At 61.2% G+C, this 26,667-nt stretch carries 22 protein-coding genes; 19 read left to right on the top strand and 3 right to left on the bottom strand.

What is annotated here, in order from left to right:
* The first annotated feature begins 10 nt into the window (after positions 1-10).
* The 3 genes from tauB to tauD are packed head-to-tail and all read left to right on the top strand — an operon-like array spanning position 11 to position 2,471.
* Positions 11-790 carry a taurine ABC transporter ATP-binding subunit gene (gene tauB / locus KVG91_RS14445; RefSeq protein ID WP_169379001.1) on the top strand — a complete coding sequence of 260 codons (780 nt, stop codon included), beginning with the start codon at positions 11-13 and terminating at the stop codon, positions 788-790.
* Positions 787-1,623: a taurine ABC transporter permease TauC gene (gene tauC / locus KVG91_RS14440; protein ID WP_169379002.1), complete on the top strand. Its 837-nt coding sequence runs from the start codon at positions 787-789 to the stop codon at positions 1,621-1,623. The genes tauB and tauC overlap by 4 nt, the downstream gene beginning before the upstream one ends.
* Before the next feature lie 11 nt (positions 1,624-1,634).
* Entirely contained in the window at positions 1,635-2,471 is an 837-nt protein-coding gene (gene tauD / locus KVG91_RS14435) for a taurine dioxygenase (protein ID WP_169379003.1), read from the top strand.
* A gap of 411 nt (positions 2,472-2,882) precedes the next feature.
* On the opposite strand, the gene mgrA is transcribed toward tauD, so the two are convergent.
* Both mgrA and KVG91_RS14425 read right to left on the bottom strand, forming a co-directional pair.
* Positions 2,883-3,920 (bottom strand): L-glyceraldehyde 3-phosphate reductase, encoded by a 1,038-nt coding sequence (gene mgrA / locus KVG91_RS14430; protein WP_169379004.1) that lies wholly within the window; start codon positions 3,918-3,920, stop codon positions 2,883-2,885.
* 124 nt (positions 3,921-4,044) lie between these two features.
* The gene (locus tag KVG91_RS14425; protein WP_169379005.1) at positions 4,045-4,935 is read right to left on the bottom strand and encodes a LysR family transcriptional regulator; all 891 of its coding nucleotides are present in this window, start codon (positions 4,933-4,935) and stop codon (positions 4,045-4,047) included.
* Between the two features lie 120 nt (positions 4,936-5,055).
* Here KVG91_RS14425 and KVG91_RS14420 point away from each other — a divergent pair, with 120 nt between their 5' ends.
* From KVG91_RS14420 to KVG91_RS14410, 3 genes are read left to right on the top strand one after another with little or no spacing between them, the layout of a single operon-like run.
* Positions 5,056-5,787, top strand: a complete 732-nt coding sequence (locus KVG91_RS14420) for an SDR family oxidoreductase (RefSeq protein ID WP_169379006.1) — start codon at positions 5,056-5,058, stop codon at positions 5,785-5,787.
* Positions 5,788-5,818: 31 nt separating this feature from the next.
* Complete coding sequence (locus tag KVG91_RS14415; protein WP_169379007.1) at positions 5,819-6,340, top strand: DUF1097 domain-containing protein; 522 nt, start codon at positions 5,819-5,821, stop codon at positions 6,338-6,340.
* A 51-nt stretch (positions 6,341-6,391) separates the two neighbouring features.
* Positions 6,392-6,847, top strand: coding sequence for a DoxX family protein (locus KVG91_RS14410; RefSeq protein WP_169379008.1), 456 nt, complete (start codon positions 6,392-6,394; stop codon positions 6,845-6,847).
* Between the two features lie 66 nt (positions 6,848-6,913).
* Here KVG91_RS14410 and betT read toward each other — a convergent pair whose 3' ends face one another.
* Positions 6,914-8,875: a choline transporter BetT gene (gene betT / locus KVG91_RS14405; protein WP_169379045.1), complete on the bottom strand. Its 1,962-nt coding sequence runs from the start codon at positions 8,873-8,875 to the stop codon at positions 6,914-6,916.
* A gap of 369 nt (positions 8,876-9,244) precedes the next feature.
* Here betT and KVG91_RS14400 point away from each other — a divergent pair, with 369 nt between their 5' ends.
* From KVG91_RS14400 to KVG91_RS14340, 13 genes are all read left to right on the top strand, one after another.
* Entirely contained in the window at positions 9,245-14,371 is a 5,127-nt protein-coding gene (locus KVG91_RS14400; RefSeq protein WP_169379009.1) for a dermonecrotic toxin domain-containing protein, read from the top strand.
* Between the two features lie 137 nt (positions 14,372-14,508).
* Positions 14,509-15,504 carry a D-cysteine desulfhydrase gene (locus KVG91_RS14395; RefSeq protein ID WP_169379010.1) on the top strand — a complete coding sequence of 332 codons (996 nt, stop codon included), beginning with the start codon at positions 14,509-14,511 and terminating at the stop codon, positions 15,502-15,504.
* A gap of 240 nt (positions 15,505-15,744) precedes the next feature.
* The gene (gene tcyJ, locus KVG91_RS14390) at positions 15,745-16,539 is read left to right on the top strand and encodes a cystine ABC transporter substrate-binding protein (RefSeq protein WP_169379011.1); all 795 of its coding nucleotides are present in this window, start codon (positions 15,745-15,747) and stop codon (positions 16,537-16,539) included.
* Positions 16,539-17,204 (top strand): cystine ABC transporter permease, encoded by a 666-nt coding sequence (gene tcyL / locus KVG91_RS14385; RefSeq protein WP_135291140.1) that lies wholly within the window; start codon positions 16,539-16,541, stop codon positions 17,202-17,204. The genes tcyJ and tcyL overlap by 1 nt, the downstream gene beginning before the upstream one ends.
* Positions 17,205-17,207: 3 nt before the next feature.
* Entirely contained in the window at positions 17,208-17,954 is a 747-nt protein-coding gene (gene tcyN, locus KVG91_RS14380; RefSeq protein ID WP_169379012.1) for an L-cystine ABC transporter ATP-binding protein TcyN, read from the top strand.
* Positions 17,955-18,501: 547 nt separating this feature from the next.
* Entirely contained in the window at positions 18,502-19,266 is a 765-nt protein-coding gene (locus tag KVG91_RS14375) for a hypothetical protein (protein ID WP_169379013.1), read from the top strand.
* 187 nt (positions 19,267-19,453) lie between these two features.
* A complete protein-coding gene (locus tag KVG91_RS14370; RefSeq protein WP_169379014.1) occupies positions 19,454-20,695 on the top strand; it encodes an SfnB family sulfur acquisition oxidoreductase in 1,242 nt (413 codons plus the stop codon).
* Positions 20,696-20,733: 38 nt separating this feature from the next.
* Entirely contained in the window at positions 20,734-21,927 is a 1,194-nt protein-coding gene (locus tag KVG91_RS14365; RefSeq protein ID WP_169379015.1) for an SfnB family sulfur acquisition oxidoreductase, read from the top strand.
* Positions 21,927-23,279 carry an LLM class flavin-dependent oxidoreductase gene (locus tag KVG91_RS14360; RefSeq protein ID WP_169379016.1) on the top strand — a complete coding sequence of 451 codons (1,353 nt, stop codon included), beginning with the start codon at positions 21,927-21,929 and terminating at the stop codon, positions 23,277-23,279. Before KVG91_RS14365 ends, KVG91_RS14360 begins: the two co-directional genes overlap by 1 nt.
* A 142-nt stretch (positions 23,280-23,421) precedes the next feature.
* Positions 23,422-24,237 carry a MetQ/NlpA family ABC transporter substrate-binding protein gene (locus tag KVG91_RS14355; protein ID WP_169379017.1) on the top strand — a complete coding sequence of 272 codons (816 nt, stop codon included), beginning with the start codon at positions 23,422-23,424 and terminating at the stop codon, positions 24,235-24,237.
* Entirely contained in the window at positions 24,234-25,349 is a 1,116-nt protein-coding gene (locus tag KVG91_RS14350; protein ID WP_169379018.1) for a methionine ABC transporter ATP-binding protein, read from the top strand. Before KVG91_RS14355 ends, KVG91_RS14350 begins: the two co-directional genes overlap by 4 nt.
* Positions 25,339-25,983, top strand: a complete 645-nt coding sequence (locus tag KVG91_RS14345; protein ID WP_169379019.1) for a methionine ABC transporter permease — start codon at positions 25,339-25,341, stop codon at positions 25,981-25,983. The genes KVG91_RS14350 and KVG91_RS14345 overlap by 11 nt, the downstream gene beginning before the upstream one ends.
* A 40-nt stretch (positions 25,984-26,023) precedes the next feature.
* Complete coding sequence (locus KVG91_RS14340) at positions 26,024-26,650, top strand: class I SAM-dependent methyltransferase (RefSeq protein WP_169379020.1); 627 nt, start codon at positions 26,024-26,026, stop codon at positions 26,648-26,650.
* Positions 26,651-26,667 lie beyond the last annotated feature (17 nt).

The raw sequence follows: 26,667 nt of genomic DNA, 5'->3' as shown, positions 1-26,667 counted from the left end.
GTTCATGGCGATGGCCTTGCTACAGCTGGAGCGCATCAGCGCACAGTGCCCAGGCGCCACAGCACCGGTACTGTCGGACATTTCACTGGACCTGGGACCCCGGCAATTGCTGGTGGCCCTCGGCCCGTCCGGCAGTGGCAAGACGTCGCTGCTCAACCTGATTGCCGGCTTTGTCGAACCCAGCGCGGGGCACATCAGCCTTGACGGTGTACCGGTCAAGGGCCCGAGCGCCGAACGCGGCGTGGTGTTCCAGGACGACGCCCTGCTGCCCTGGCAGGATGTGCTGGCCAACGTCGGCTTCGGCCTTGAGCTGGCAGGCATGCCCAAGGCGCAACGTGAAGTGCGCGCCCGGGAAATGCTCGCGCTGGTGGACCTGGCCGGTTTCGACAGCCGCCGCGTCTGGCAACTCTCCGGTGGCCAGAAGCAGCGTGTCGGCCTGGCTCGTGCGCTAGCCGCCGACCCTCGCGTATTGCTGATGGATGAACCCTTCGGCGCCCTCGACGCCTTCACTCGCGAACAGATGCAGGAACTGCTGCTGCAAGTCTGGCGGCGCACGGCCAAACCGGTGTTCCTGATTACCCACGACATTGAAGAAGCCGTGTTCCTTGCCACCGATCTGATCCTGCTGGCACCCAACCCCGGCCAGATCGTCGAGCGCCTGCGCCTGGACTTCGGCCAACGCTACGCCGCCGGTGAATCGGCGCGGGCGATCAAGTCCGATCCGCGCTTTATCGAAACCCGCGAACACGTGTTGGGCAAAGTGTTCTCCCAACGTCAGGTGTCCGCATGAGCAGCTACGAACTCCCCGCCACCGCCACCCAGCCGGTGACGCACGCGGTTATCCCGCTGCGTCGCAACCTGAGCACACGTTGGATCAGCCTGTTGACGCTGGTCGCACTGCTGGCGATATGGTGGGCTGTGACCGCTACCGGCCTGATCGAACCGCTGTTCCTGCCACCGCCATCGGCCGTGCTGCAAAAAGGCTGGCTGCTGGCGACCACCGGCTACATGGATTCAACCCTGTGGCAGCACTTGGGCGCGAGCCTCAGCCGTATCGGCTTGGGACTGGGCTTCGCGGTAGTGACCGCCGTGCCGGTGGGCATTGCCATCGGCTCCAACCGTATCGCACGCGGCGTTCTCGACCCGCTGATCGAGTTCTACCGACCGATCCCGCCGCTGGCCTATCTGCCGTTGATCGTGATCTGGTGCGGTATCGGTGAGCTGTCCAAGGTGCTGTTGATTTACCTGGCGATCTTCGCCCCGATCGCCATCGCCACCGCGACCGGCGTGCATACGGTCGACCCGGCCAAATTGCGCGCAGCGCAGTCGTTGGGCGCCACCCGCGCGCAGCTGATTCGCCATGTGATCCTGCCAAGCGCCTTGCCCGACATCCTGACCGGCGTGCGCATCGGGCTGGGCGTGGGTTGGTCCACCCTGGTCGCCGCCGAACTGATCGCGGCCACCAGCGGCCTGGGCTTCATGGTGCAGTCGGCGGCGCAGTTCCTGGTCACCGATGTGGTGGTACTTGGCATCCTGGTTATCGCCCTGATCGCCTTCGCCATGGAAATGGGCCTGCGTGCCCTGCAGCGCAAACTGGTGCCATGGCATGGCCAGGCCCATTAAGTGAGAACCGCATGAACAGCCTGACCGTTACGCCATTAAGCATTGCCTTGGGCGCCCAGATCAGCGGCGTCGACATCACCCAGCCGCTGAACCTCGAAGACCGCGACGCCATCGAACAGGCGCTGCTCAGGCTCTCGGTGCTGTTCTTGCGCGACCAGCCGATCAACCCGCGGCAACAGGCGCGGTTTGCGGCGAACTTCGGTGACCTGCACATTCACCCGATCTACCCCAACGTGCCGGAACAGCCCGAAGTGCTGATCCTCGACACCGCCGTCACCGACGTGCGCGACAACGCCGTGTGGCACACCGACGTGACCTTCCTGCCCACCCCGGCGCTCGGTGCGGTCCTCAGCGCCAAGCTGCTGCCGGCGTTTGGTGGCGATACGCTGTGGGCCAGCGGGATCGCGGCGTATGAAGCGCTGTCCGAGCCGTTCAAGCGATTGCTCGACGGACTGACCGCTACCCATGACTTCATCAAATCCTTCCCGCTGGAGCGCTTCGGCACCAGCGCCCAAGACTTGGCGCGCTGGGAACAGGCCCGCCAGAAGAACCCACCGCTGTCACACCCGGTAGTGCGCACGCATCCTGTAAGCGGGCGTAAATCGTTGTTTGTCAGTGATGGCTTCACCACCCGGATCAACGAACTGGAACCGGCGGAAAGCGAGGCGATTCTCAAGCTGTTGTTCGCCCACGCGACCCGCCCGGAGTCCACCATTCGCTGGCGCTGGCAGGAAAATGATGTGGCGTTCTGGGATAACCGCGTGACCCAGCATTATGCGGTAGATGATTACCGGCCGCAGCGGAGGGTGATGCATCGGGCGACGATTTTGGGGGATGTGCCGTTTTGAAGTTGGGAGAAGTAGAGCTGGCTTTCAAACTCAGCAAACTACTATCTTTCTGATCAACTTCAGGAGGATGAACCTATGAAACGAAAATCCAGATTGAACTTGCGCCTATCTGCTTCCACAGCCCGTAATAACAATGGATTTGGAAGCAAAATCCGGACACGGCTTGCAGATGCAGGTTGTATCGAGCTTGAGTTACCTGAGAGAAAGCAGCCAGTGCGAACTGTTGAGTTGGATGACCAAGTAACTGCTGATACAGGATCGCCTTAATAGGCCCGAGATATCCGTGACAACGGAAACTAAATGTGGGAGCGAGCTTGCTCGCGAATGCGGTGTATCAGCCAATAAATACGTGGCTGAAGGACCGCATTCGCGAGCAAGCCCGCTCCCACAATTTGACCGAGGTGTGTCAGCTTACTCAGCCGTTGATGGCTTTTCCCACAAGTTGATCCCGCCTTCCTGCGCAAACCGATCGATCTCCGCCAGTTCTTCCGCGCTGAAGCTCAAGTTCTTCAACGCACCGACGTTCTCGATAATCTGCTCCGGCCGGCTCGCGCCGATCAGCGCGCTGGTCACCCGAGGATCACGCAGGGTCCAGGCCAGGGCGAGCTGCGCGAGGCTCTGGCCACGGCGCTGGGCGATTTCATTCAGGGCACGCACGTGGGCGATGTTGGTTTCGGACAGGTGCTTGGCCTGCAACGAACCGCCACCTGGACGATTCACACGCGCATCAGCCGGCACGCCATTGAGGTATTTGTCGGTCAGCAGCCCTTGGGCCAGCGGTGTGAAAGCAATCACCCCGGCGCCGAGTTCTTCAGTGGTGTCGAGCAGGTCTTTTTCCACCCAGCGGTTGAGCAGGTTGTAGGCCGGCTGGTGGATCAGCAACGGCACCTTCCACTCCTTGAGCAGCGCTGCCATTTCACGGGTTTTCACGCCAGAGTAAGACGAAATGCCGATGTACAACGCCTTGCCCTGTTGCACGGCGGTGGCCAGGGCGCTGGCGGTTTCTTCCAGTGGGGTGTCGGCGTCAAAACGGTGGGAATAGAAGATATCCACATAGTCGACGCCCAGGCGTTGCAGGCTCTGGTCGAGGCTCGCCAGTACATATTTGCGCGAGCCGCCGCCCTGGCCGTAAGGGCCGGGCCACATGTCCCAACCGGCCTTGCTGGAGATGATCAGTTCGTCGCGGTAGTGCTTGAAGTCTTCGCGCAGCAAACGGCCAAAATTGATTTCGGCGCTGCCGTAGGGCGGGCCGTAGTTGTTGGCCAGGTCGAAGTGGTTGATGCCCAGATCGAACGCGGTGCGCAACAGCGCGCGCTGGGTCTCGATCGGCGTGCTGTCGCCAAAGTTGTGCCACAGGCCCAGGGACAGTGCCGGCAGCACCAGCCCACTGCGGCCTACGCGGCGATACGGGATAGATTCATAGCGGTTTTCGGCAGCAATGTAAGTCATCGAATCCTCTCTTGGACGTAGGCAAATAAGGGCAGGAATAAGGTTATTTCCTGGCCTTTTAACCAGCACAATCGCTTAAGTCTACCTGTCTGTTTTACAGCAATTTCCTGCCACATTAATGGGCTTAACGAGCATTTTCGAAAATTTCAGCCAGCCAGTCGACGAACACCCGCACCCTCGGTGACGTATGCCGGTTGTGCGGGTACAGCACCGACACAGGCATCAGCGGTGGCGGGGTGTCGGTGAGAATTTCATGCATCACGCCCCGCTCGATCAGCTCAGCCATGCGGTAGTGCGGGCACTGGATAATCCCCAACCCAGCCATGGCGCTGGCGGAATAGATCTCGGCGCCAAACACCGATAACGCCCCCTCGATGCTCACTTCCTGCAACTGGCCGTCGACCATGAATTCGAACGGAAACAGCTTGGCCGTGGTGCGCGAAACGTAGTTCACCGCACGGTGCCCGCCCAACTCGGCCAGGCCCTTCGGCTCACCGTATTTACGCAGATACGCAGGACTTGCGCAGGTGACTTGGCGCAGGGTCGCCACGCGCCGACCGATTAACGCCGAGTCCGTCAGGGTGCCAGCACGCAATACGCAATCGACGCCCTCGGCGATCAGGTCGACAAAGCGATCGGCTTCGCTGATGGACAGCTCGATCTGCGGGTAGCGCTCCATGAACTGCGGCAGCGCCGGAATCACAAAATACTTGGCCAGGGTTCCGTGCAGGTCCACGCGTAAGCGGCCTTGAGGCGCTACGGACCGAAAGGCCAGTTCCGCCTCTTCCAGTTCCGCCAGCAATTGCACGCAACGTGGGTAATAGGCTTCGCCATCCAGCGTTGGGCGCACCCGGCGGGTACTGCGTTCGAGCAGGCGCGTACCCAGCCAGGCTTCGAATTGGTTGAGGGTGTGGGTCAGGGTCGCGCGCGGCAAATTCAAGTCGTCGGCCGCAAGCGTGAAGCTTGAGCGCTCGTAGATACGCACAAACACCCTCATCGCTTTGACTTGGTCCACACGGCACTCCCCGATGCTGATTGTTGGCGATTATTGAACAGTCAAGGCAACTCTCACGCATTTATCGGCCAGCGTAAACATGTGAATGTGCTTTCCACCCCTTTTCACGGAATCCGAAACATGACAACTCAGGTTGCAATCATCACCGGCGCCTCCCGTGGTATCGGCGCGGTGGTCGCCAAACAACTGGCCGCCGACGGTTACGCCGTGGCCATCAACTATGCCAGCAGCGCCACCGAAGCCTCCAGGCTGGTGGTCGAACTGCGTCAAGCGGGCCACCAGGCCATAGCGATTCAGGGCGACGTGTCCAAGGCCGCCGATATCAAGCGCCTGTTCGACGAAACCGAAGCGCACTTGGGCAAGGTCGACGTGCTGATCAACAACGCCGGCATCCTCAAGATGCTGCCCCTGGCCCAGCACAGCGACGAGCTCTACAACCAGAACTTCGACATCCACACCCGTGGCACTTTCAACGCCCTGCGCGAAGCCGCCACCCGACTGAATGAAGGCGGGCGCATCGTCAATTTTTCCAGCAGTACGGTCGGCCTTAACTTCCAAGGCTACGCGGTGTACATCGCCAGCAAGGCCGCCGTGGAATCCCTGACCCAGGTGTTCGCCAAGGAAATGCGCGGCCGCCGCATCACCGTCAACGCCGTCGCGCCGGGGCCGGTCGCCACTGAACTGTTCCTGCACGGCAAGAGCGAAGAGCAGGTGCAGGGCCTGGCCAAGATGGCGCCGCTGGAACGCCTTGGCCAGCCGCAAGACATTGCCCGTGTGGTGTCGTTTTTGGTGAGCCCGGCCGGTGGCTGGGTGAATGGGCAAATACTGCGGGCCAATGGCGGCCTCGTTTAATTGATACCTGATCATCGAAGGAGTCGCATTCATGAACCAACAATCCCGCGCTACCCACCCTCGCAGCCAATCCAAGTGGATGTTTACCCTGGTTACCGCCATCGCTGCCGTTACGGCCGCCGTGGCGGCAGGCACCAGCGATCTGTTGACGTTGCCGGTGTGGGCAATGTTCGTCGGCTGGGTTGCGTTCTTCAGCCGTGGCCTGACCCTGCGCGACGGCCTGATCAACCTCGGCTGTGTGCTGCTGGGTATTGTCTTTGGCATGTTGGCCGTCCAGAGCATTGCCGCCTTGAGCCCCGCGCTTGGCATGTGGGCGCTGCCGACCATGGTATTCATTGTGGCAATGGTCGTGGTCTCGCTACGCGCCGTGCCCGTGATGAACAACCTCGTCAGCTATTTCCTCGGCCTGATCACCTACTTCGCCGCTCACCTTGAGCCATCGCTGGAAAGCTTTGCGCAATTAGGCGGTGCCAGCAGCCTCGGCGCTTTTGCGGGCGGGTTCTCACACGCCGTACAGCAACGCTTCATACGCAACGCCCAAACCCACCCTTGAGGCAGCTGCGATTTGCTCAAGCCCATCACTCTTGAAACGCAGAGGCTCAACATGACGTTGCTCATCCCCGCCCTCGCCCCACTTTACCGCTTCGCCGAGCCCCTGGCCTACGCACTGCTGCGCGCAGGCTTCGGTGTCATCATGCTGACCCATGGCCTGCCCAAGTTGCTGGGCAATGCCCACGGTTCGATGGCAGATCCGATGGCTGCGTCGATCTACCTGATCGAAAACCGACTGCACCTTCCGCAGCCAGACCTGATCGGCCTGCTGGTGGCCTTGCTCGAAGCGGTCGGTGGGTTGCTGCTGATCCTGGGCCTGGGCACGCGGCTGGTCGCAGCAATGATGGCGGTGCAAATGCTGACCATCGCCTATTTGCTGGGCCCGACCTGGCCGTGGATCGACCGCGGCATCGAGTATCCGGTGCTCATGGCACTGTTATCGGCGTACCTGGCGTTTCGTGGCGCGGGCCGCTATGCCCTGGACAACGCTCTGGGCAAGGAACTCTGAACAGGCACGCCACACCAGCGACCGCTGCCAGCCAGTCTCTGGTGTCGCACCCCATGGCTCCCGGCCTCAGCGAACCAAATGCAGGAACTGCAAATGCCGCTCGTACTGGTCAAGGATGTCGTTGATGATCTGCTCCTTGGTGTAGCCCACCAGGTCGTAGTCCTGGCTGCCTTCGCTCAAGTGCACTTCCGCCCGGTAGTAGCGACGGTTGTTGATTTCCTTGGAGCCCATGCCGCCCCGTGCAAACGACGGCGTGAAGTAACCGCGCATCTGCACCTGGTAGATGAAGGGATGCTCTTCGCCGTGGCCGATTTCCAGGCTGACGCTGTCGTTGGACGGGTCGGGCTGGGTGACCACACTCAAGCCCTTCTCGACGAACACCGCCGTCACTTCTTCGATCGCCGGGCGCACCGTCGACTCAAGGAAGCGGTACACCTCATCGCGCGACGGAAAATGCACCGCCTGGCTCAAGCGCTGACGCCAGCCGCCGCGCCCTTTGCGTGAAGCCGAGATCGGCGCCAGCGAATGCAATTGGGCGATCTGCTTCTGGGATTCGAGGTAGAAGGCTTTGTGCAGTCCCCACATCATCAGCAACAGAATCATCGAGAACGGCAACGACGTCAGCACCACCGCCGATTTGAGCGAATCGATACTGCCGGCGAACAACAGGGCACTGGTGACCAGCGCCGTCATCGCGCCCCAGAACACGCGCAGCCATTTCGGACCGTCTTCGTCGGCGTTGCCACCCTTGGACGACAAGGTCGACAGCACCACCGTGCCGGAGTCGGCCGAGGTGACGAAGAACACAAAGCTGATAAACACCGTGACCGCGATGACGGTCTTGCTCCACGGGTAGGTTTCCAGCAACAGGTAGAGGCTCATCGACGGGTCATCGATGGCCGACTGACCGAGCGCGCTCATGCCGTGGTTGAGCACCTGGTCGATGGCGCTGTTGCCGAAGATCGACATCCACGCCAGGGTGAAACCCAACGGGATCAGCAGCACGCCGAACACAAATTCGCGGATGGTCCGGCCACGGGAAATACGTGCAATGAACAGGCCCACGAACGGCGACCATGCAATCCACCAAGCCCAGTAGAACACCGTCCAACCACCCAGCCAGTCGCTGGGTTTGTCGTAGGCGTACACGTCGAAACTCTTGGTCGGCAACGCGCCCAGGTAGTCGCCGATGTTCTGGATCAGGGTGTTGAGCAAGTGCTGGGTGGGCCCGGCGAACAAGACGAACAGCAGCAGCGCGCAGGCCAGCAGCATGTTGATGTCGGACATCACCCGCACACCCTTGTCGACGCCGGCCACGGCGACCAGGATCGCGGCGCCCATCATCAGGGTGATCAAACCGACCTGGATCCACTGGGTATGCGCAATGCCAAACAGGTAGTCGAGACCGGCATTGAGGTGCAGCACGCCAAAGCCCATGTCGGCGCCGAGGCCGAACACCGTGGCGATAATGCCAAAGCCATCCACCGCGTAACCGATGGGGCCGTTGATGCGCTTGCCGATCAGCGGGTACAGCGCCGAACGCAGCGCCAGCGGCAGGTTGTGCCGGTAGGCGAAGTACGCCAGGGCCATGCCCACGAACGCAAACACCCCCCAGCCGTGCAAGCCCCAGTGCAGAAACAGGATCTGCATGGCCTGGCGCGCGGCATCGGCGTTCATCGGCGCGCCCTGGGGCGGTTGCACCAGGTGCGTCAGCGGCTCGGACACGCAGAAGAAGAACAGCGTGATGCTGATGCCCGCAGCGAACAACATGCCCGCCCAGGACAGGTAGCTGAATTCGGGCTCGTCGTGGTCGGCACCGAGTTTTATCTTGCCGTAGCCCGATAGCGCGGTGACCACCACGAAGACCAGATACAGCGTCATCGCCAGCATGTAGTACCAGCCGACCGTATTGGCCGCCCAGTTTTGCGCGGCCAGCAGCCAGGCGCCGGCCTGTTGCGGGATAGCGATGACCGTGATGCCGAAGAGCAGGATGAAGGTGGCGGCAAAGTAGAACACCGGTGCATTCATGCGCACCAGGCCGCTGGATGGGGTGGACGATGCACTCATGAGCGATGCACCCCGGGAGTATGAGATGTGGCTGTAAATAACGGACTCAGCAAAGGTAAGCCTCCTGTTGTGAGCGGGCAGCGAACCACCGGGTTTAACTTGAACGAGCATTCAATTTAAACATGGACAGGCGCTTGGGGACTAATCGCAGGGCTGAGTGGTAGACAATTCCTACACTAGCTCAAGGATTGGTATGACGGACGGGTATGACAAATCGTTCAGTACCCACGCCGAGGAAAGATCAGACCGAGCCAAGCAATATGCGCCGCCTCCGCACCCGCCAACCCAACACACTCGAATGACCCTGATACCTTCGAAGGTCATTCCACTATGCCTGCAACCCCCACAAGCCGCCCAGTGGCGGTCACCGAACCCCAACCGATTCATTTGGACTTCATCAAACAGCAACTGCCTGGCTGGCTGCTCGATACGTCCCCGCAACGCTGGACCGCACTGGCGCAGCACCAGCCCGATATCACCCAATCCCATCGCAACGCACCGGCTCCCGCGCAGCGTCTGCCGCTCAAGAAAGCGCTGAGCAGCCATTGGTCAGCGCAAAATGCCGTGGATAAAAAGCTCGCGGAACTGACCGACATCAAAGCCTTTGCTGAGCCGCTGCTCAAAGAAGCCCTAAGTGATTACGGCCCGATTGACCTGCAGCAGACGTCCATACGCCTGTATGCGCCAGCCAGATTACCTTGGTGGGCCATCCATCAGCAGCCCGGCGTCAGCACCCGAACGACAACGCTGCTGGAAGCGGCGCTGCATAACTTCTCGGCCTCGGAAACCTTCGTCGACTTCGCGTTTTTGTCGCAGGAGGACGCCCAGGGGCAGCGCGACACGATCACACTGACCCACCGCTCGACCGGGAAGGCATTGACCGCCGACGCCTTCAAAGCGGTGTGTCGAAAGCTGGATATCGGCGCCAAATACCAACAGCACCTCAAAACGCAACTTGGGTTTGATGACGCTACGCTCGCCAGCGAACTGCGATTTCGCATCATCGATAACCTCCAAGCCGGCCTCAACAGCGCAGCGCATATCGCGCTTGTCAAAAACGACATCTCGCAAGACACCTACACCTTCATCCAGGACCTGCTCCAAAGAGACGGCCCCCTGCGCCTGGGTGGGCAAAGCGTTGACCTGTACACCTTGGACCTGTTGGACACGCGCTTGACCGGCATTCTGGTGATCGCACCGCCACGCACAGATACACGTATCGGCACAATCGTGGTGCACGTTCCCGATGATCCCGCTCACCCACTCAAGGAGTACGCTTCATCTCGGGAATTCATTAAAGAGCTGACCGGCCAGCTACGTGAGCGCACGCCTGCGGCTGACTCTTCGAGCATCAGTTATCAACAGTTTTTCAGCCAGTTCGTGGCCCATGAACAACGCGGCCGTTTTTTCTACGAACTCAATAATCTGCTGGCGACCGTTCGCTGGCACGCGCGCGAGAGCGGTGACAGCCGACCACACTGGCGCCCGGATCCGGTGGAGGCGCCAAACCTGCGGTTTCGCACCCAGCTCATGCGCGATGACACACAAAACCGTATCAGCGAACCGCTGCAGAATAATCTCTGGCACTACCTCTACCGGGCCAAGCTGAACAAAATCGTCAACGACGCCAGGGAAATCGCCATCTCCACCGCTTACGCCGACCGCATGGCCCGCTGGGCATGGTGGGATAACCTGGAAAAAATGCTCTCGGACCTCTTTAACGCCGCGCTTCAGGTGATCACCCCACTTGTGCCGTTCCTGGGCGAGTTGATGCTGGCCTATACCGCCTACCAGATGCTCGACGACGTGTTCGAAGGGATCGTCGACTGGGCCGAGGGGCTCCAGCGAGAAGGCTGGGAGCACATGATCTCGGTCGCAGACAACGTAATGCAACTTTCGCTGTTCCATGCAGGCGCCAAGATCGGCAAGATTGCCAAGGTGAAAATATCGCCCTTTGTCGATAGCCTTCTACCGGTGCAAATGCCTACCGGCGAAACACGCTTGTGGAACCCTGACCTGACGCCCTACCAGTATCGCAACATGCACCTGCCGAGCGATGTGGTACCTGACGAAAACGGCCTGTATCACCATCAGGGCAAACGGATCGCCCAAGTGGAAAACAGTCGTTATGAAGTCCTGCAGGACCCCATTACTGAAACGTACCACCTCACTAACCCCAAGCGCGCCAGCGCCTATCGGCCACCCGTAGCGCTTAACGGCAGCGGCGCCTGTGTGTTTGAAGGTGAGCAGCCGCGTGCCTGGAACAACACGCGCCTGCTCAGGCGCCTGGGCCCGCAGACCCACGGCCTGAGTGCGGGCGAACTGGAGCAGGTCCGTCTTATCAGCGGCGTCGACTTCGGCGCGCTGCGCCATATGTATGTCAACAATGAACCCACCCCGCCGTTGCTGGCCGACACCCTCAAGCGCTTTAATAATGAGCGGCAGGTCGGCCTGAGCGTGGATAACATCCGCGAGGGTCGGGCACTGGACCCGTCCGCCGACTGGTTCGAACAAATGGTCACCGAGCTTGAAGGCTGGCCCCGTGACAAAGCCCTGCTGGTGTACCCGCACGCTGATTTGTCAGGGTTGCCGCGCCGCTATGGCGATGCGGCAGCGCAAGGCCAAAACGCCCTGTCCGTCAGTATCGCCGAGGTGATGTCAGGCAAGTTGCCGGAAAAAGTCGTGGCGTTCCTCGATGAGCAACAACTCACTGACTTGCTCGGCGAGGAAGTCCCCGAGGCGCAACGGGCACAAGCACTGCGCGAGCAACTGGCCACTTATGTCGAGGCCCAGGGTGAAACCCTCGCCCAGGACCTCTATGCCCGCCAGGAAACCAGCAGCGACCCGCATATCCAATTGCTTCGCAACCAATACCCCGAGTTGCCACTGAGCATTGCCCAGCGCCTGGTCAGCCATACCCGTCGCCGCCATCTGCGTGTAATGGAGGACCACAACCGGCTGCCGCTGGACATCAAAAACCAGGCGCGCGAGCTGGATTTCGAAACCCGCAGTTCACGCATGTTCGAGCAGATCCTTCAAGCCGATGCACCAACGGCGCAGACCGAAAACCTGGTACTCAACACCCTCAGGATTCACTCCGACGCCGTTGCGAACCTGCGCATTCAAATCCGTGAAAGAACCACTACCGGCGCGCTGCGAAGCCAGGTTGGCGCCGAGGACGCTGAACACGTTCGTATCCTGGTGCGCAACCGAAAAGGCCAGTACCGGGTTTTCGATGAACGCGACAAATTGATCCACGGTGCCACTGACTTTTACAGCGCGGTGTTCCAGGCCATGACCGCCGACAAACGCTTTATCGACGGTGATCACCTAAGGTCTTGGCTGGTCAAGACCACCACTTCACCTGCCGATCGGCGGCTGACGCTGACCGAGCCGCCGATCCGCGCACGGGCGGATCGCGAGACGATCACCTTGCTCGGGGGTGGCAACTCCAGCACGATGCGCGGCGTCGAGGTGCAGGCCAGGCCCGTAACAGTGCAGGGGCGGATCAAGCATTGGCTACCGCAGATGTCCGAACAAGGGGTAAAGCAGCTGGCCCAACTTGCAGAAAGCGCTGAAGGCCTGGCTAAACTGGAGCAATTGGAAAACGAGGGGAAAGCCCTTGAAACTGCGTTGGACGCTTATATCCAGTCCCCTACCCAGGGGCCGGCGGGCAGCCGATTGGAAGCCGTCACTCGACGCTCTAGAACCCAGTTTGCCTCGCAACTGAAAGATGCCTGGCGCGAGGGCTACACGCAATTGCATGACCCGAACGCCCCACAAGACAGGCTGGTCACACTGGACCTCAGCGAAAACCCGTGGCCCGATGATGTCCCATTGCTGCCGGACGATCTAAAACTGGTCAAACGCCTCATACTCAACGACTGTAATTTCTCGACGAACCACGCCGAATTCCTGCGGCATTTTCCCGACCTGGTCGTGTTGGACCTGTCGGATAACAGCCTGGACCGGCTGCCTGCGGCCATCGCGCAGATGCGCTCGCTGACCGCGCTCGACCTGAGCAAAAACCAGATTGCCCTGGACGCCAATAGCGTCGCGCAGTTGCGCAATTTGACGTCTCTACGAGGCTTGTACCTTTCCAATAATCCGCTGGGCCAAGTGCCGGATGTCAGCAGGATGCCCAACTTGATGGAGCTTGACCTCTCCCGCACCGGCATCAGCGAATGGCCGACCGGCTTGTTCGCGCAGGATCGAGACGCGCTTTTTCTGCTGCAGCTTCAGGGCAACCCTATTACCACGATCCCGGATGTCGCCATTGGTGAAGACGAGTCTTTCACGATCGCCACGACTCGGCTGGATTATTCGACCCTGAGCGCCGAAGCCAAAACCCTTTGGGAAGAGCATAGACGCTCCGTCGGGTATGACCCTCATCGCACCTACGAGCCTCAGGGCGACTACAGCTTCTGGGTCGACGAATTGGATGATTACAACAAGCTCAAATTCGAATCTATCTGGGACGACCTGGAAGAGGAGCACGGCTCACAAGGCTTTTTCGAGGTCCTCAAGAAGCTGGAACCACCCGAGTTTTTTGAAGACCCGGAAGATGAGCTGCGCTACGCACACAACACCCCCACTCTGACCTCTCAAGTGCGGTACATGCTGTCGAGCATGCACGACGACCCCGCGCTGCGCGAGACGCTGTTCCGAATGTCGAGCTTTCCAGGATTATGCCCGGATGCAGGCAGCCAGATTTTCACCGAAATGGGGGTCTTGGTTGAAGCGCGTGGGGTCGAGCTCTACAGTAAAACGCCCGCCGAGCGCGAAGAAGGGCTCGTCAAGCTAGCCAGGGGCAGCGCCAGGCTCAAATTGTTGAACCACGTCATTCGCGCGGACATTGCCGACCGCCTAAAACCTCTCGACCAAGGCGGGCAAGGTTTGCGACTGACCAGTGAGGTGGTCGAGGGCGAACCCGGTACTGTCGACGAGGTGGGCGTCTACCTGGCCTACCAGACGCGCCTGGCCCGACAGCTCGAGTTGCCCTGGATCAGCGACAACATGGTGTATCGCAACACCGCCAATGTGCCAGAAACCAGTATCACTAATGCGCTCACGGCCGTGCAGACACTGAGTGAAGGCGACGGGCTGGTAGACCGGATGCTGAAGGAACCCTACTGGGAAACCTTCCTCAAGGAGCACTACGCGCAGGATTACGCGGCGAACGAAGAAAACATCGGGCAGCAGCTGGCGCTTTTCGACGACCTGGACAGCCAGCAAAAAGCATTTGCCCAAGCCCTGGACCTCAATGAAGCGCAAAAAGCCGAAAAGCGTCAAGCGTTGAGCCGCATCGTGGAGCAGTTGCAGATAGAGGACCGGGTGGTCCCCGATCAAGTCATGTCCGACACGCTGTACGAACAGGTCTACAACGACCTGGCCGCGCGGCGCAACGAATGGTTGCGCGAACAAACCCGCCTTTCATTGGGCAGGCTTGATGACTGAAACGGGCAGGGAAAGCGGCAAGTTTTAAGCTTCAAGCGGCAAGCAAGAGTCGCTCGGCGGTTACTTGTAGCTGGAAGCTTGAAGCCTGCCGCTATGCCTGCCTATAGTCGCCCTGTACTCATCAACCGTGCGTAGCCATGATCAAACAACAGCTCGACCGTTTTAACCGCCTGGACCTGCTGGGCGGGGCCACTGCCCTGGAAAAACTCGAGCGGCTGTCGGCCTGGTTGGGCAGGGACGTCTACGTCAAGCGTGACGACACCACGCCGCTGGCAATGGGCGGCAACAAGCTGCGCAAACTCGAATACCTCGCCGCCGATGCCATCGTCCAGGGCGCGGACACCCTGGTGACCGCCGGCGCGATCCAGTCCAATCACGTGCGCCAGACCGCCGCGCTGGCGGCCAAGCTCGGCCTGGGCTGCGTCGCCCTGCTGGAAAACCCCACCGGCACTGAAGACCCCAACTACCTGGGCAACGGCAACCGCCTGCTGCTGGATCTGTTCGACGCCAAGGTGGAATTGGTCGAGAACCTGGACAACGTCGACGACCAACTCAATGCCCTCGCCGACCGCCTGCGCAGCAACGGCAAGAAGCCGTACCTGGTTCCTATCGGCGGCTCCAACGCCCTTGGCGCCCTGGGCTACGTCCGCGCCGGGCTGGAACTGGCGGGGCAGGTCGAAGCCAGCGGCCTCGAGTTTGCCGCCGTGGTGCTGGCGTCCGGCAGTGCGGGAACCCACAGTGGCCTCGCCCTGGCCTTGAGCGAAGCGCTGCCGGCCCTGCCCGTGATCGGCGTGACCGTCTCGCGCACCGACGAAGCCCAGCGCCCGAAAGTACAAGGCCTGGCCGAGCGCACCGCCGAGTTGCTGGGTGTGCCGTTGCCCGAAGCGTTCAAGGTGATCCTGTGGGACGAATATTTCGGCCCACGCTACGGCGAACCGAACGCCGGCACCCTTTCGGCGGTCAAGCTATTAGCTAGCCTGGAAGGCCTGCTGCTGGACCCGGTCTACACGGGCAAGGCCATGGCCGGCTTGCTGGACGGCATCGGGCGTAACCGGTTTGAAGACGGGCCGATCATATTCCTGCATACCGGTGGCGCGCCGGCGTTGTTTGCCTATGACTCAATGTTCAACTGAATAACTACGGAGTCAAGAATGTGGGAGCTGGCTTGCCTGCTATCGCAGGCGAGCCAGCTCCCACATAAAAATGAACACATATTCGAAAATAGAATATAAATTTATATTTATATTATTTTCAAGTCTTAAAATCCGGCTTTATAGTCGCGCCGTAGGCGAAGACGCGCTACGCGCTTTAAGGCAGGATACGACTACCGCGTCACCTGCTTCGCTCAACACAAAAAAACACAGGGGCTGTTCATGACTATTTCTGTATTTCGTCGCACATTGCTGGTCGGCACACTGGGCTTGGCACTCGGCGCTGGCCTGATGGGCCAGGCAACCGCCGGTGAGCAACTGGGCAACATCAAGAAAGCGGGCGAGATCAAGATCGGCCTGGAAGGCACCTACCCGCCGTTCAGTTTCGTCGATGAAAGCGGCAAGCTCACAGGCTTCGAAGTGGAGCTGTCCGAAGCACTGGCCAAGGAACTGGGGGTCAAGGTCAAGCTGCAAGCCACGCCATGGGACGGCATCCTGGCCGCCCTCGAATCCAAACGCCTGGACGCGGTGGTCAACCAGGTCACGATCTCCGAAGAGCGCAAGAAAAAGTACGACTTCTCCAAGCCTTACACCGTCTCCGGTATTCAAGCGCTGGTGCTGAAAAAGAATGTCGACAGCATCAAGACCGCCGACGACCTGGCCGGCAAGAAAGTCGGGGTGGGCCTGGGCACCAACTACGAACAATGGCTCAAGAACAACCAGCCTAAAGCCATCATCAAGACTTACAACGACGACCCGACCAAGTTCCAGGACCTGCGCATCGGCCGCATCGACGCCATCCTGATCGACCGTTTGGCCGCGCTGGAATACGCCAAGAAAGCGCCTGACACCGCCGCCGCGGGCGATGCGTTCTCCCGTCAGGAATCCGGTATCGCCCTTCGCAAAGGCGAACCTGAACTGCTCGATGCGGTGAACAAGGCCCTGGACAAACTGCGCGCCGACGGCACCCTGAAGAAGCTGTCCGAGAAGTACTTCAACGCTGACGTCACTCAATAATGGAAGCAGGCTTCCAACTCGCGCTGGACTCCGCGCCCTTTCTGCTCAAGGGCGCGTATTACACGGTGATCCTCAGCCTGGGCGGGATGTTTTTCGGCTTGCTGCTGGGCTTCGGCCTGGCCTTGATGCGTTTGTCGCGCTTTAAGCTGGTGAATTGGCTCGCCCGAGTCTACGTGTCGTTCTTTCGCGGCACGCCCTTGCTGGTACAGCTGTTTCTGATCTATTACGGCTTGCCGCAGGTGGGCATCGAGCTGGATCCGATTCCGGCGGCCATGATCGGCTTTTCGCTGAACATGGCCGCCTATGCCTGTGAAATCCTGCGCGCCGCCATCGGTTCGATTGAGCGCGGCCAGTGGGAAGCAGCAGCCAGTATCGGCATGACCCGCGCGCAGACTCTGCGCCGGGCCATTCTGCCGCAGGCGATGCGCACGGCGTTGCCGCCGCTGGGCAACAGCTTTATCTCGCTGGTCAAGGACACCGCCCTGGCCGCCACCATCCAGGTGCCGGAGCTGTTCCGCCAGGCACAATTGGTGTCTGCGCGGACCTTCGAAATCTTCACCATGTACCTGTCCGCTGCCCTGATCTACTGGATCCTGGCGAGCATCCTGGCGCATTTGCAAAATCGTCTGGAAGACCGGGTCAACCGGCATGACCTGGAGTCTTGACGCATGATCGTGGTTGAAAAACTGACCAAACAATTCAAGGACCAGGTGGTGCTCAACGGCATCGACCTTGAGGTCAAGGCAGGCGAAGTCGTGGCCATCATCGGCCCCAGCGGTTCCGGCAAGACCACCTTCCTGCGCTGCCTGAACTTCCTCGAACAACCCACCAGCGGCCGCATCAAGGTCGGTGATATCGAGATCGACACCAGCAAGCCCGCCAACCAACAGCAAAGCCTGGTGCGACGCCTGCGCCAGCACGTGGGGTTTGTGTTCCAGAGCTTCAACCTGTTCCCCCACCGCACCGCGTTGGAGAACGTCATCGAAGGCCCCACCGTGGTCAAGAAGATGCCGCGCGACGCCGCTGTTGCCCTGGGGCGCAAGTTGCTCGCCAGGGTGGGCCTGGAAGGCAAGGAAGACGCCTACCCACGGCGCCTGTCCGGCGGCCAGCAACAACGCGTGGCGATTGCACGTGCATTGGCCATGGAGCCGGAAGTGATCCTGTTCGACGAGCCCACCTCGGCGCTCGATCCGGAACTGGTGGGTGAAGTGCTGGCGACCATCCGCAGCCTCGCCGAAGAAAACCGCACCATGGTGATCGTCACCCACGAAATGAGCTTTGCGCGGGACGTTGCCAACCGGGTGATCTTCTTCGACAAGGGCGTGATCGTGGAACAAGGCGAAGCCAAGGCGCTGTTTGCCAACCCCAAGGAAGAACGCACGAGGCAGTTCCTGAGCAAATTCCTCGCCCACTGAGGCCCTGTGTGGGAGCTGGCTTGCCTGCGATAGCCCTGGATATCCACACATCTTTGTAGTGAGCGGGCTTGTCCCGCGCTGGGTGGCGAAGCCGCCCCAAACCAGGCGACCTGGTTCTACCTGGAGATCGGCGGTGCCTTTAGTGGGGCCGCTGCGCAGCCCAGCGCGGGGCAAGCCCGCTCACTACAGGGAACGTTGTCATTCTTCGGAAGGTGTGTAGATAGGGATGCTGCGCTAGCAACGTTGCGGCGCAAGCAACCAAACCCCCACACAAACGCCTTCCTACAGGAAGTCCTCGCTCCAGTCTGTAAAACATCCCTGCGCATGCGCCTGAAAATCCCCGCGTCAGTCAGACCCTTCTGAATATCGCCAAACCGGCCGTTTAGCCCTTTGCCTCCATTGACGCTCCCCGGCCAACCCTCTTATCTAGCGTCCAGAGGATTGGATCCTATCCCGGCTACTCACTGAATCGTTCATTTCGGTCCCCGCGCGCACCCGCGCCAAAGGTCCGGAACGATTGCTGCTGGCTGCATCAAGGAGATTATTTATGACGCGCCCCCTGCTCACCGCCCCGACGCTGCCCCAGGCCATTGGCAATGGCATCAACGCACTGGCCGCCACACACTTGCAGGTCGACATCGCGCCCTATCCCGGCATGGATGAAGGCGACCTGATCGAGCTTTTCTGGAACAACTGTTTTGCCGCTTCCCGCCGGGTGACCGCATGCAAGGTCGGCGCGTTTACCCACCTGCGGGTGCCGGAAAGCTTCGTGCTGGATGGCGCGACCCAGGTGCATTACCAAGTCATGCAAGTCGGTCACGCCCCGGCCCGCTCAGCCGATACGCAAGTGCAGGTAAAAACCCTCTACCCGGGCGGCGAGCCTTCGCCCCTCTATTGCGACGAAAACCAGAACCTCGCTCCCGTGGGCCTGCCGGACACTATCCGCCGCTACGGCGTAAACGCCAGCCAGGTGCGGCGCGGTATTCCCCTCACCATCGAGCTCTACCTGAACATGACCCGCGGCGATGCAATTACCCTGCGCTGGGGCGATGTGCGCCTGGATCTGCCAAAGGTCCAGGCCGAGGACGTCGGCCGGGCGATGCACGTGTGGGTGCCTTCGACGGTGATCATCGAAGCCGGCGACGACTGCCGGCTGGAGGTGACGTACTGCATTCTGGACCGCGTCGGCAACAATTCCCGCTGGGCACCCGCCCGTACCTTGCGCATCGCCGCCCAAGCACAGAGCCCTGCGGCGGGGACTGCGCTGGTCTACCAGCCGCGCCCATCAGGATCACCTTGCGAACCTGGGTGACAGACCTTCTATGCATATTCCTAAAAGTTAGTTTATTTAAGTATTTAACACGCTTAGGGTATATGCACCGGACCACCGGACGTCTCTGAATCTTCTGTTTCCATTTCATTGAACGCGAGGTCGGTATGGTCAGGATTACCCCGGTGCACAACGCCAGGGCATTAGGTGCAGCCAAGGAGCGGCGCTGATGTCTAACTTGGCTCTAACACCCCCCCAACATGAACGGGATGTAGCCCCCCTGCTGTTGCCGGCCGCCGTGCTGCGCAACGATGCAGAGGCGCTGGACGCTGCCCATGAGCTGGCCCAGGCCGCGCGCCTGCAAGCCGCCAAGCGCGACAGGCAACGCGAGTTGCCGTGGGCGCAGGTCGAGCAGTTCACCCGCAGTGGGCTGGGCAGCATCTCGATTCCCCGCGAATACGGTGGCCCGCAGGTATCTTTCGTGACCCTGGCCGACGTGTTCGCCATCATCAGCGCGGCAGACCCGGCTCTCGGGCAGATCCCGCAGAACCACTTCGGCATCCTGCAAATGTTGCAGGGCGCGGCCACCGAGCGCCAGAAAAAGCAGCTGTTCCAGAGCGTGCTCGACGGCTGGCGCATCAGCAATGGCGGCCCGGAACGCGGCACGCGCAACACCCTGGAGCTCAAGGCGCGCATCACCGCCCAGGGCGACGGTTATGTCATCAGCGGCCAGAAGTTCTACTCCACCGGCGCCTTGTTTGCCCATTGGGTGGCGGTCAAGGCCCTGAACGACGACGGCAGGCAGGTCATGGCGTTCGTACGCCGTGGCACCGAAGGGCTGCGCATCGTTGACGATTGGTCGGGCTTCGGCCAACGCACCACCGCCAGCGGCACGGTGCTGCTGGACCGGGTGGCGGTAGACGCCGAACTGGTCGTCGACAACTGGCGCATCGGCGAAAGCCCGACCATCCAGGGCGCTGTCTCGCAACTGATTCAGGCGGCGATCGACGCCGGCATCGCGCGCGGCGCACTTGAGGACACCATCGCCTTTGTGCGTGAACGTTCGCGCCCCTGGATCGACGCCAAGGTCGAGCGGGCCAGTGATGACCTGTATGTGATCGCCGACATCGGCAAGCTCATGATCGAACTGCACGCCGCGCAAGCCCTGCTGCGCAAGGCCGGTCAAGTGCTCGACCAGGTCAGCGCCGCGCCGATCACAGCGCAGTCCGCCGCGCGTGCCTCGATCGCCGTGGCCGAGGCCAAGGTATTGACCACCGAAGTGGCGCTGCTGGCCAGCGAAAAGCTCCTGGAACTGGCCGGCAGCCGCGCGACGCTTGCCGAGTTCAACCTCGACCGGCATTGGCGCAACGCGCGCGTGCACACCCTGCACGACCCTGTGCGCTGGAAGTACCACGCCGTGGGCGCCTATCGCTTGAACGGCACGTTGCCGGCTCGCCATTCCTGGATCTGACCGGCAGGACACGTCCAAACGCTTCTGGAGAAACACCCATGCCCTTTTCTCACCCCGTCGCGGTCATCACCAGCGACGAACAAGCCCTGATTGTCGCCAGCGACCTGGCCGAAGACTTTCGCCGCGACAGCCCCCAGCGCGACCGCGAGCGCCGCTTGCCGCTACCCGAGCTGGACGCGTTCTCGCGCTCCGGCCTGTGGGGCATCAGCGTGCCGAAGGCCTATGGTGGCGCTGGCGTGTCCAACGTCACACTGGCCAAGGTCATTGCGCTGATCGCCCAGGCCGACGCGTCCCTGGGCCAGATTCCACAGAACCATTTCTATGCCCTTGAAGTGCTGCGCGTGAACGCCAGCCCGGCGCAGCAAGAGCGCCTCTACGCCGAAGTTCTGGCCGGCCAGCGCTTCGGCAACGCCCTGGCGGAACTGGGCACCAAGACCGCACATGACCGCGTGACGTCCCTCACCCGCGACGGTGACGGCTGGCGTATCAATGGCCGCAAGTTCTACTCGACCGGCGCGCTCTACGCCCAACGCATCCCCACTTCAGTGGTGGATGAACACGGCGTACAGCACTTGGCCTTTGTCCCGCGCGACAGCCAAGGCCTGACGGTCATCGACGACTGGAGCGGCTTCGGCCAGCGCACCACCGGCAGTGGTTCGGTGGTATTCGACAACGTGTGGATCGCCACGCAAGACGTGATTCCGTTCCAGAGCGCCTTCGAACGTCCGACCACCGTCGGCCCGCTGGCGCAGATTCTTCACGCCGCCATCGACACCGGTATCGCCCGCGCCGCGTTTGAAGATGCGCTGCACTTCGTGCGCACCAGGACCCGACCGTGGATCGATGCCGGCAGCGACAAGGCCACTGAAGACCCGCTTACCCTGAAAAGCTTCGGCCACCTGAGCATCCGCCTGCACGCCGCCGAAGCCTTGCTTGAGCGCGCCGGTGTTTTTCTCGACCGTGCCCAGGCCGACAGCAACGCTGAAACCGTTGCGGCAGCGTCCATCGCCGTGGCTGAAGCGCGCGCCTTGAGCACCGAAATCTCCTTGGCCGCCGGCAGCACCCTGTTCGAACTGGCCGGCAGCCAGGCGACGCTGGCCGAGCATGGTCTGGACCGCCACTGGCGCAACGCCCGCGTGCATACGCTGCACGACCCGGTGCGGTGGAAGTATCACGCGGTGGGCAATTACTACCTCAACGATGCAAACCCGCCGCTGCGGGGGACGATCTGATGAGCAAAAAGAAAATCCTGCTCAATGCCTTCAACATGAACTGCATCGGGCATATAAACCACGGCCTGTGGACTCATCCACGGGACACCTCCACCCAATACAAAACCCTCGAGTATTGGACCGACTTGGCGCAAACCCTTGAACGCGGGCTGTTCGACGGGCTGTTCATTGCCGACATCGTCGGCGTGTATGACGTTTATCAAGACTCCATCGACGTACCGCTCAAAGAGTCGATCCAATTGCCGGTCAACGACCCGTTGCTGCTGGTCTCGGCCATGGCCGCCGTGACCCGGCACCTCGGCTTCGGCCTTACCGCCAACCTCACCTATGAGCCGCCGTATCTGTTCGCCCGGCGCATGTCCACGCTGGACCATCTGAGCCGTGGCCGGGTGGGTTGGAACATCGTCACCGGCTACCTCGACAGCGCCGCCAAGGCCATGGGCCTTACCGAACAGGTCGAGCATGACCGCCGCTACGACCAGGCCGATGAATACCTGCAGGTGCTCTACAAACTCTGGGAAGGCAGCTGGGAAGACGACGCGGTGCTCAACGATCCGCAGGCGCGGGTCTACGCGCAGCCGGGCAAGGTGCACAAGGTCGAGCACCGTGGCGAGTTCTACCAGGTGGAGGGTTATCACCTGTGCGAACCGTCGCCGCAGCGTACGCCGGTGCTGTTCCAGGCCGGCAGTTCGGAGCGTGGCCTGCTGTTTGCCGGACGCCACGCCGAGTGCGTGTTTATCAGCGGGCAGAACAAGGCCGCAACCCGGGTGCAAGTGGACAAGGTGCGCGCCAGCGCGGTCGAGGTCGGGCGCAATCCGGATGACATCAAGGTGTTCATGGGCCTCAACGTGATCGTTGGCGCCACCGCAGAACTGGCCTGGGCCAAGCATGCCGAATACCTGAGTTACGCCAGCGCGGAAGCCGGCGTGGCGCATTTCTCGGCGTCCACGGCAATCGATTTTGCCCAGTACGAACTGGACGAACCGATCCAGTACGTGAAAAGCAACGCCATCCAGTCGGCCACCAGAAACCTGCAGAACAACGATTGGACCCGGCGCAAATTGCTGGAGCAGCACGCCCTGGGCGGGCGCTACATCACCCTGGTCGGCTCGCCCGAGCAGGTGGCCGATGAGCTGGAGTCGTGGATCAGTGAGACCGGGCTGGATGGTTTCAACCTGACGCGCATCGTGACGCCGGAAAGTTATGTGGATTTCATTGACCTGGTGGTGCCGGAGTTGCAGAGGCGTGGGTCGTACAAGACTGAATATGAACAGGGAACGTTGCGAGAAAAAGTCTTTCATGGCTCCGCTCGCCTGCCCGAACAACACACCGGCTCTACCTATCGACACTAATTCCAAATGTGGGAGCTGGCTTGCCTGCGATAGCGGTCTGTCAGAAACATTTGTATTGCTGACCCACCGCCATCGCAGGCAAGCCAGCTCCCACAGTTGACCTCATTGTTCTTGCCGACACCTTATGACTGGAAAATTTCCCATGAAAAAAACACTGCTCACTCACCCAGTCAAAGCACTGGCCCTGGCCTTCGGGTTGTTCAGCTCGGCGATATTCGCCGCCGATGCACCGCTCAAGGTCGGCACCACCGCCGCCTTCGCCATCCCTTTGGAAGCCGCCGTGGAAGAGGCTGGCAAACAAGGCCTGAAGGTCGAACTGGTGGAGTTCTCCGACTGGATCGCGCCCAACGTCAGCTTGGCCGCCGGTGATATCGACGTGAACTACTTCCAGCACATCCCGTTCCTGGAAAACGCCAAGGCCGCCGCCGGCTTTGACCTGGTGCCGTATGCGCCAGGCATCATCAACAACGTCGGCCTGTATTCCAAGCGGTACAAGCGCCTCGACGACCTGCCCCAGGGCGCCAGCGTGGCGATTGCCAACGACCCGATCAACAGCGGCCGCGGCCTGCAATTGCTGGCCAAGGCCGGGCTGATCACGCTCAAGCCGGGCGTGGGCTACAAGGCCACCGAAGAAGACATCGTCAGCAACCCGAAAAAGATCAAGATCCTGCAGGTCGAGGCCGTGCAGCTGGTGCGCGCCTATGACGACGCCGACCTGGTGCAGGGCTACCCGGCGTATATCCGCCTGTCCAAGACCTTCGACGCCGAGTCGGCGCTGCTGTTCGACGGCCTCGACCACCCCGAATACGTGATTCAGTTCGTGATCCAGCCGAAAAGCAAAACCGACCCACGGGTGATCAAGTTCGTCGATATCTACCAGCACTCGCCCGTGGTGCGCGCCGCGCTGGATAAATCCCTCGGCACGCTCTACCAAGTCGGCTGGGAAGCTAAACAATGAGCGCCACCAATGCCCAACTGCGCGACCTGGGTTCACCGCCCAGGGACGCCGCCCAGACCGAACTGCACCCGGCGTTGAACCGCGCCCATGTGCGTTTTATCAACCTGGGCAAGACCTACGACGGCCGCGTGCACGCCCTGCAAGGCATCGACCTGGCGATCCAGCGCGGCGAAGTGTTCGGCATCATCGGTCGCAGCGGCGCCGGCAAGTCGTCGCTGATCCGCACCATCAATCGCCTGGAACAACCCAGCAGCGGCCGGGTACTCATCGATCAGGCGGACATCGGCAAGTACGACGAGGACCACTTGGTGGCGCTGCGGCGGCGCATCGGCATGATCTTCCAACACTTCAACCTGATGTCGGCCAAGACCGTGTGGCAGAACGTCGAACTGCCGCTCAAGGTCGCCGGCGTGCCCAAGCCGCAGCGTGAACAAAAGGTGCGTGAACTGCTGGAACTGGTCGGGCTGCAGGACAAGCACAAGGCCTACCCGGCGCAGCTTTCCGGCGGCCAGAAACAACGCGTGGGCATCGCGCGTTCGCTGGTGCACAACCCACAGATTCTGCTGTGCGACGAGGCCACTTCGGCGCTGGACCCGGAGACCACGCAGTCGATCCTCGGCCTGCTGCGCGAGATCAACAAACGCCTGGGCCTGACCATCGTACTGATCACCCATGAGATGGCAGTGATCCGCGAAATCTGCGACCGCGTGGTGGTGCTGGAGCACGGGCGCATTGTCGAGCAGGGCCCGGTATGGCAGGTGTTCGGCAACCCACAGCACGAGGTCAGCAAAACCCTGCTGGCACCGCTGCAACACGGGCTGCCGGATGAGCTGCAAAGCCGGTTGCAGGCTGAACCTCTGTCGCCCGAGGCGGCCTTGGTGTTGCGTTTGCAGTTCACGGGCAGCGATACCGATGAACCGGACCTCGCGGCACTGTTCAGCGCGCTCGGCGGGCGCGTGCGCTTGCTGCAAGGCGGCGTGGAACGCATCCAGGGGCATGCCTTGGGGCAACTGCTGCTGGCGGTGAGTGGCTCGCCCCACGGCGCCGAAGAACTGCGCAGCCGTGCCGGCAACTGGGCACAACAGGTGGAGGTGCTGGGCTATGTGGTTTGATCGTTTAGTGCAGGGCGCCATCGACACCTTGCTGATGGTCGGCGTGTCGTCGCTGATCGCGTTGCTGGTGGGCATACCGCTGGCGGTGTTCCTGGTCACCAGCGACAAGGGCGGCATTTACCAGGCACCGGCGTTGAACCGCGTGCTGGGCGCCTTCGTCAATCTGTTCCGCTCGATTCCGTTCCTGATCCTGATGGTGGCGTTGATCCCTTTTACCCGGCTGATCGTTGGCACGACGTATGGCGTATGGGCCGCCGTGGTGCCGCTGACCATTGCCGCCACGCCGTTTTTTGCGCGCATCGCCGAAGTGAGCCTGCGCGAAGTCGACCACGGCCTGATCGAAGCCGCGCAGGCCATGGGCTGCCGGCGCTGGCACATCGTCTGGCATGTGCTGTTGCCCGAAGCGCTGCCGGGGATTGTCGGCGGATTCACCATCACGTTAGTGACCATGATCAATTCGTCCGCCATGGCCGGGGCGATTGGCGCGGGCGGCTTGGGCGACATTGCCTACCGCTACGGCTACCAGCGCTTTGATACGCAGATCATGCTCACGGTAATCGTGCTGCTGGTGCTGCTGGTCGCGGTGATTCAGTTGGGGGGTGATCGGTTGGCGCGGGTGCTCAACAAGCGGTGAGGTATAGTCGGGCCATCGAAGCATCCAGGTATTCAGCATCATGCCCCTCAAACCCGACGACCTCGACCAGATCACGTCCACCACCCTCGGCCATTACAACAAGGTGGCCGAGGACTTCCGTGAAGGCACTCGCGATCACGATGTGAGCCAGAACATCGACGCACTGTTGCGGCATATCCAAGGCAACGCGCCGTTTACGGTGCTGGATTTCGGCTGCGGGCCGGGGCGGGATTTACAGACATTCACGCGCAGGGGGCATATCGCCGTGGGCCTCGATGGTTCGGAGCGGTTTGCGCAGATGGCGCGCGAAGACAGTGGTTGTGAGGTGTTGCAGCAGGACTTCCTCAAGCTGGATCTGCCCGCCGAGCGCTTTGACGGCATCTTCGCCAATGCGGTGCTGTTTCATATTCCCAAACAGGAACTGCCGCGCGTGCTCAAGCAGCTCAATAAGGCGTTGAAGCCTGGCGGCGTATTGTTCAGTTCCAATCCGCGCGGGGACAACCAGGAAGGCTGGAATGGGCCGAGGTATGGCTCGTATCACGACCTCGCGGCGTGGCAGGCGCTGTTGACGGAGGCTGGGTTTGTAGAACTGGAGCATTACTATCGGCCGGCGGGGCTGCCTCGTGAACAGCAGCCCTGGTTGGCCAGTGTGTGGCGCAAAACCTGAGGCCGCCATCGCAGGCA

The organism is Pseudomonas azadiae (assembly GCF_019145355.1).
Classification (GTDB): Bacteria; Pseudomonadota; Gammaproteobacteria; order Pseudomonadales; family Pseudomonadaceae; genus Aquipseudomonas; species Aquipseudomonas azadiae.
The sequence above is the reverse complement of the archived record's forward strand: the minus strand, read 5'-3'. Positions and strand labels throughout refer to the sequence as shown.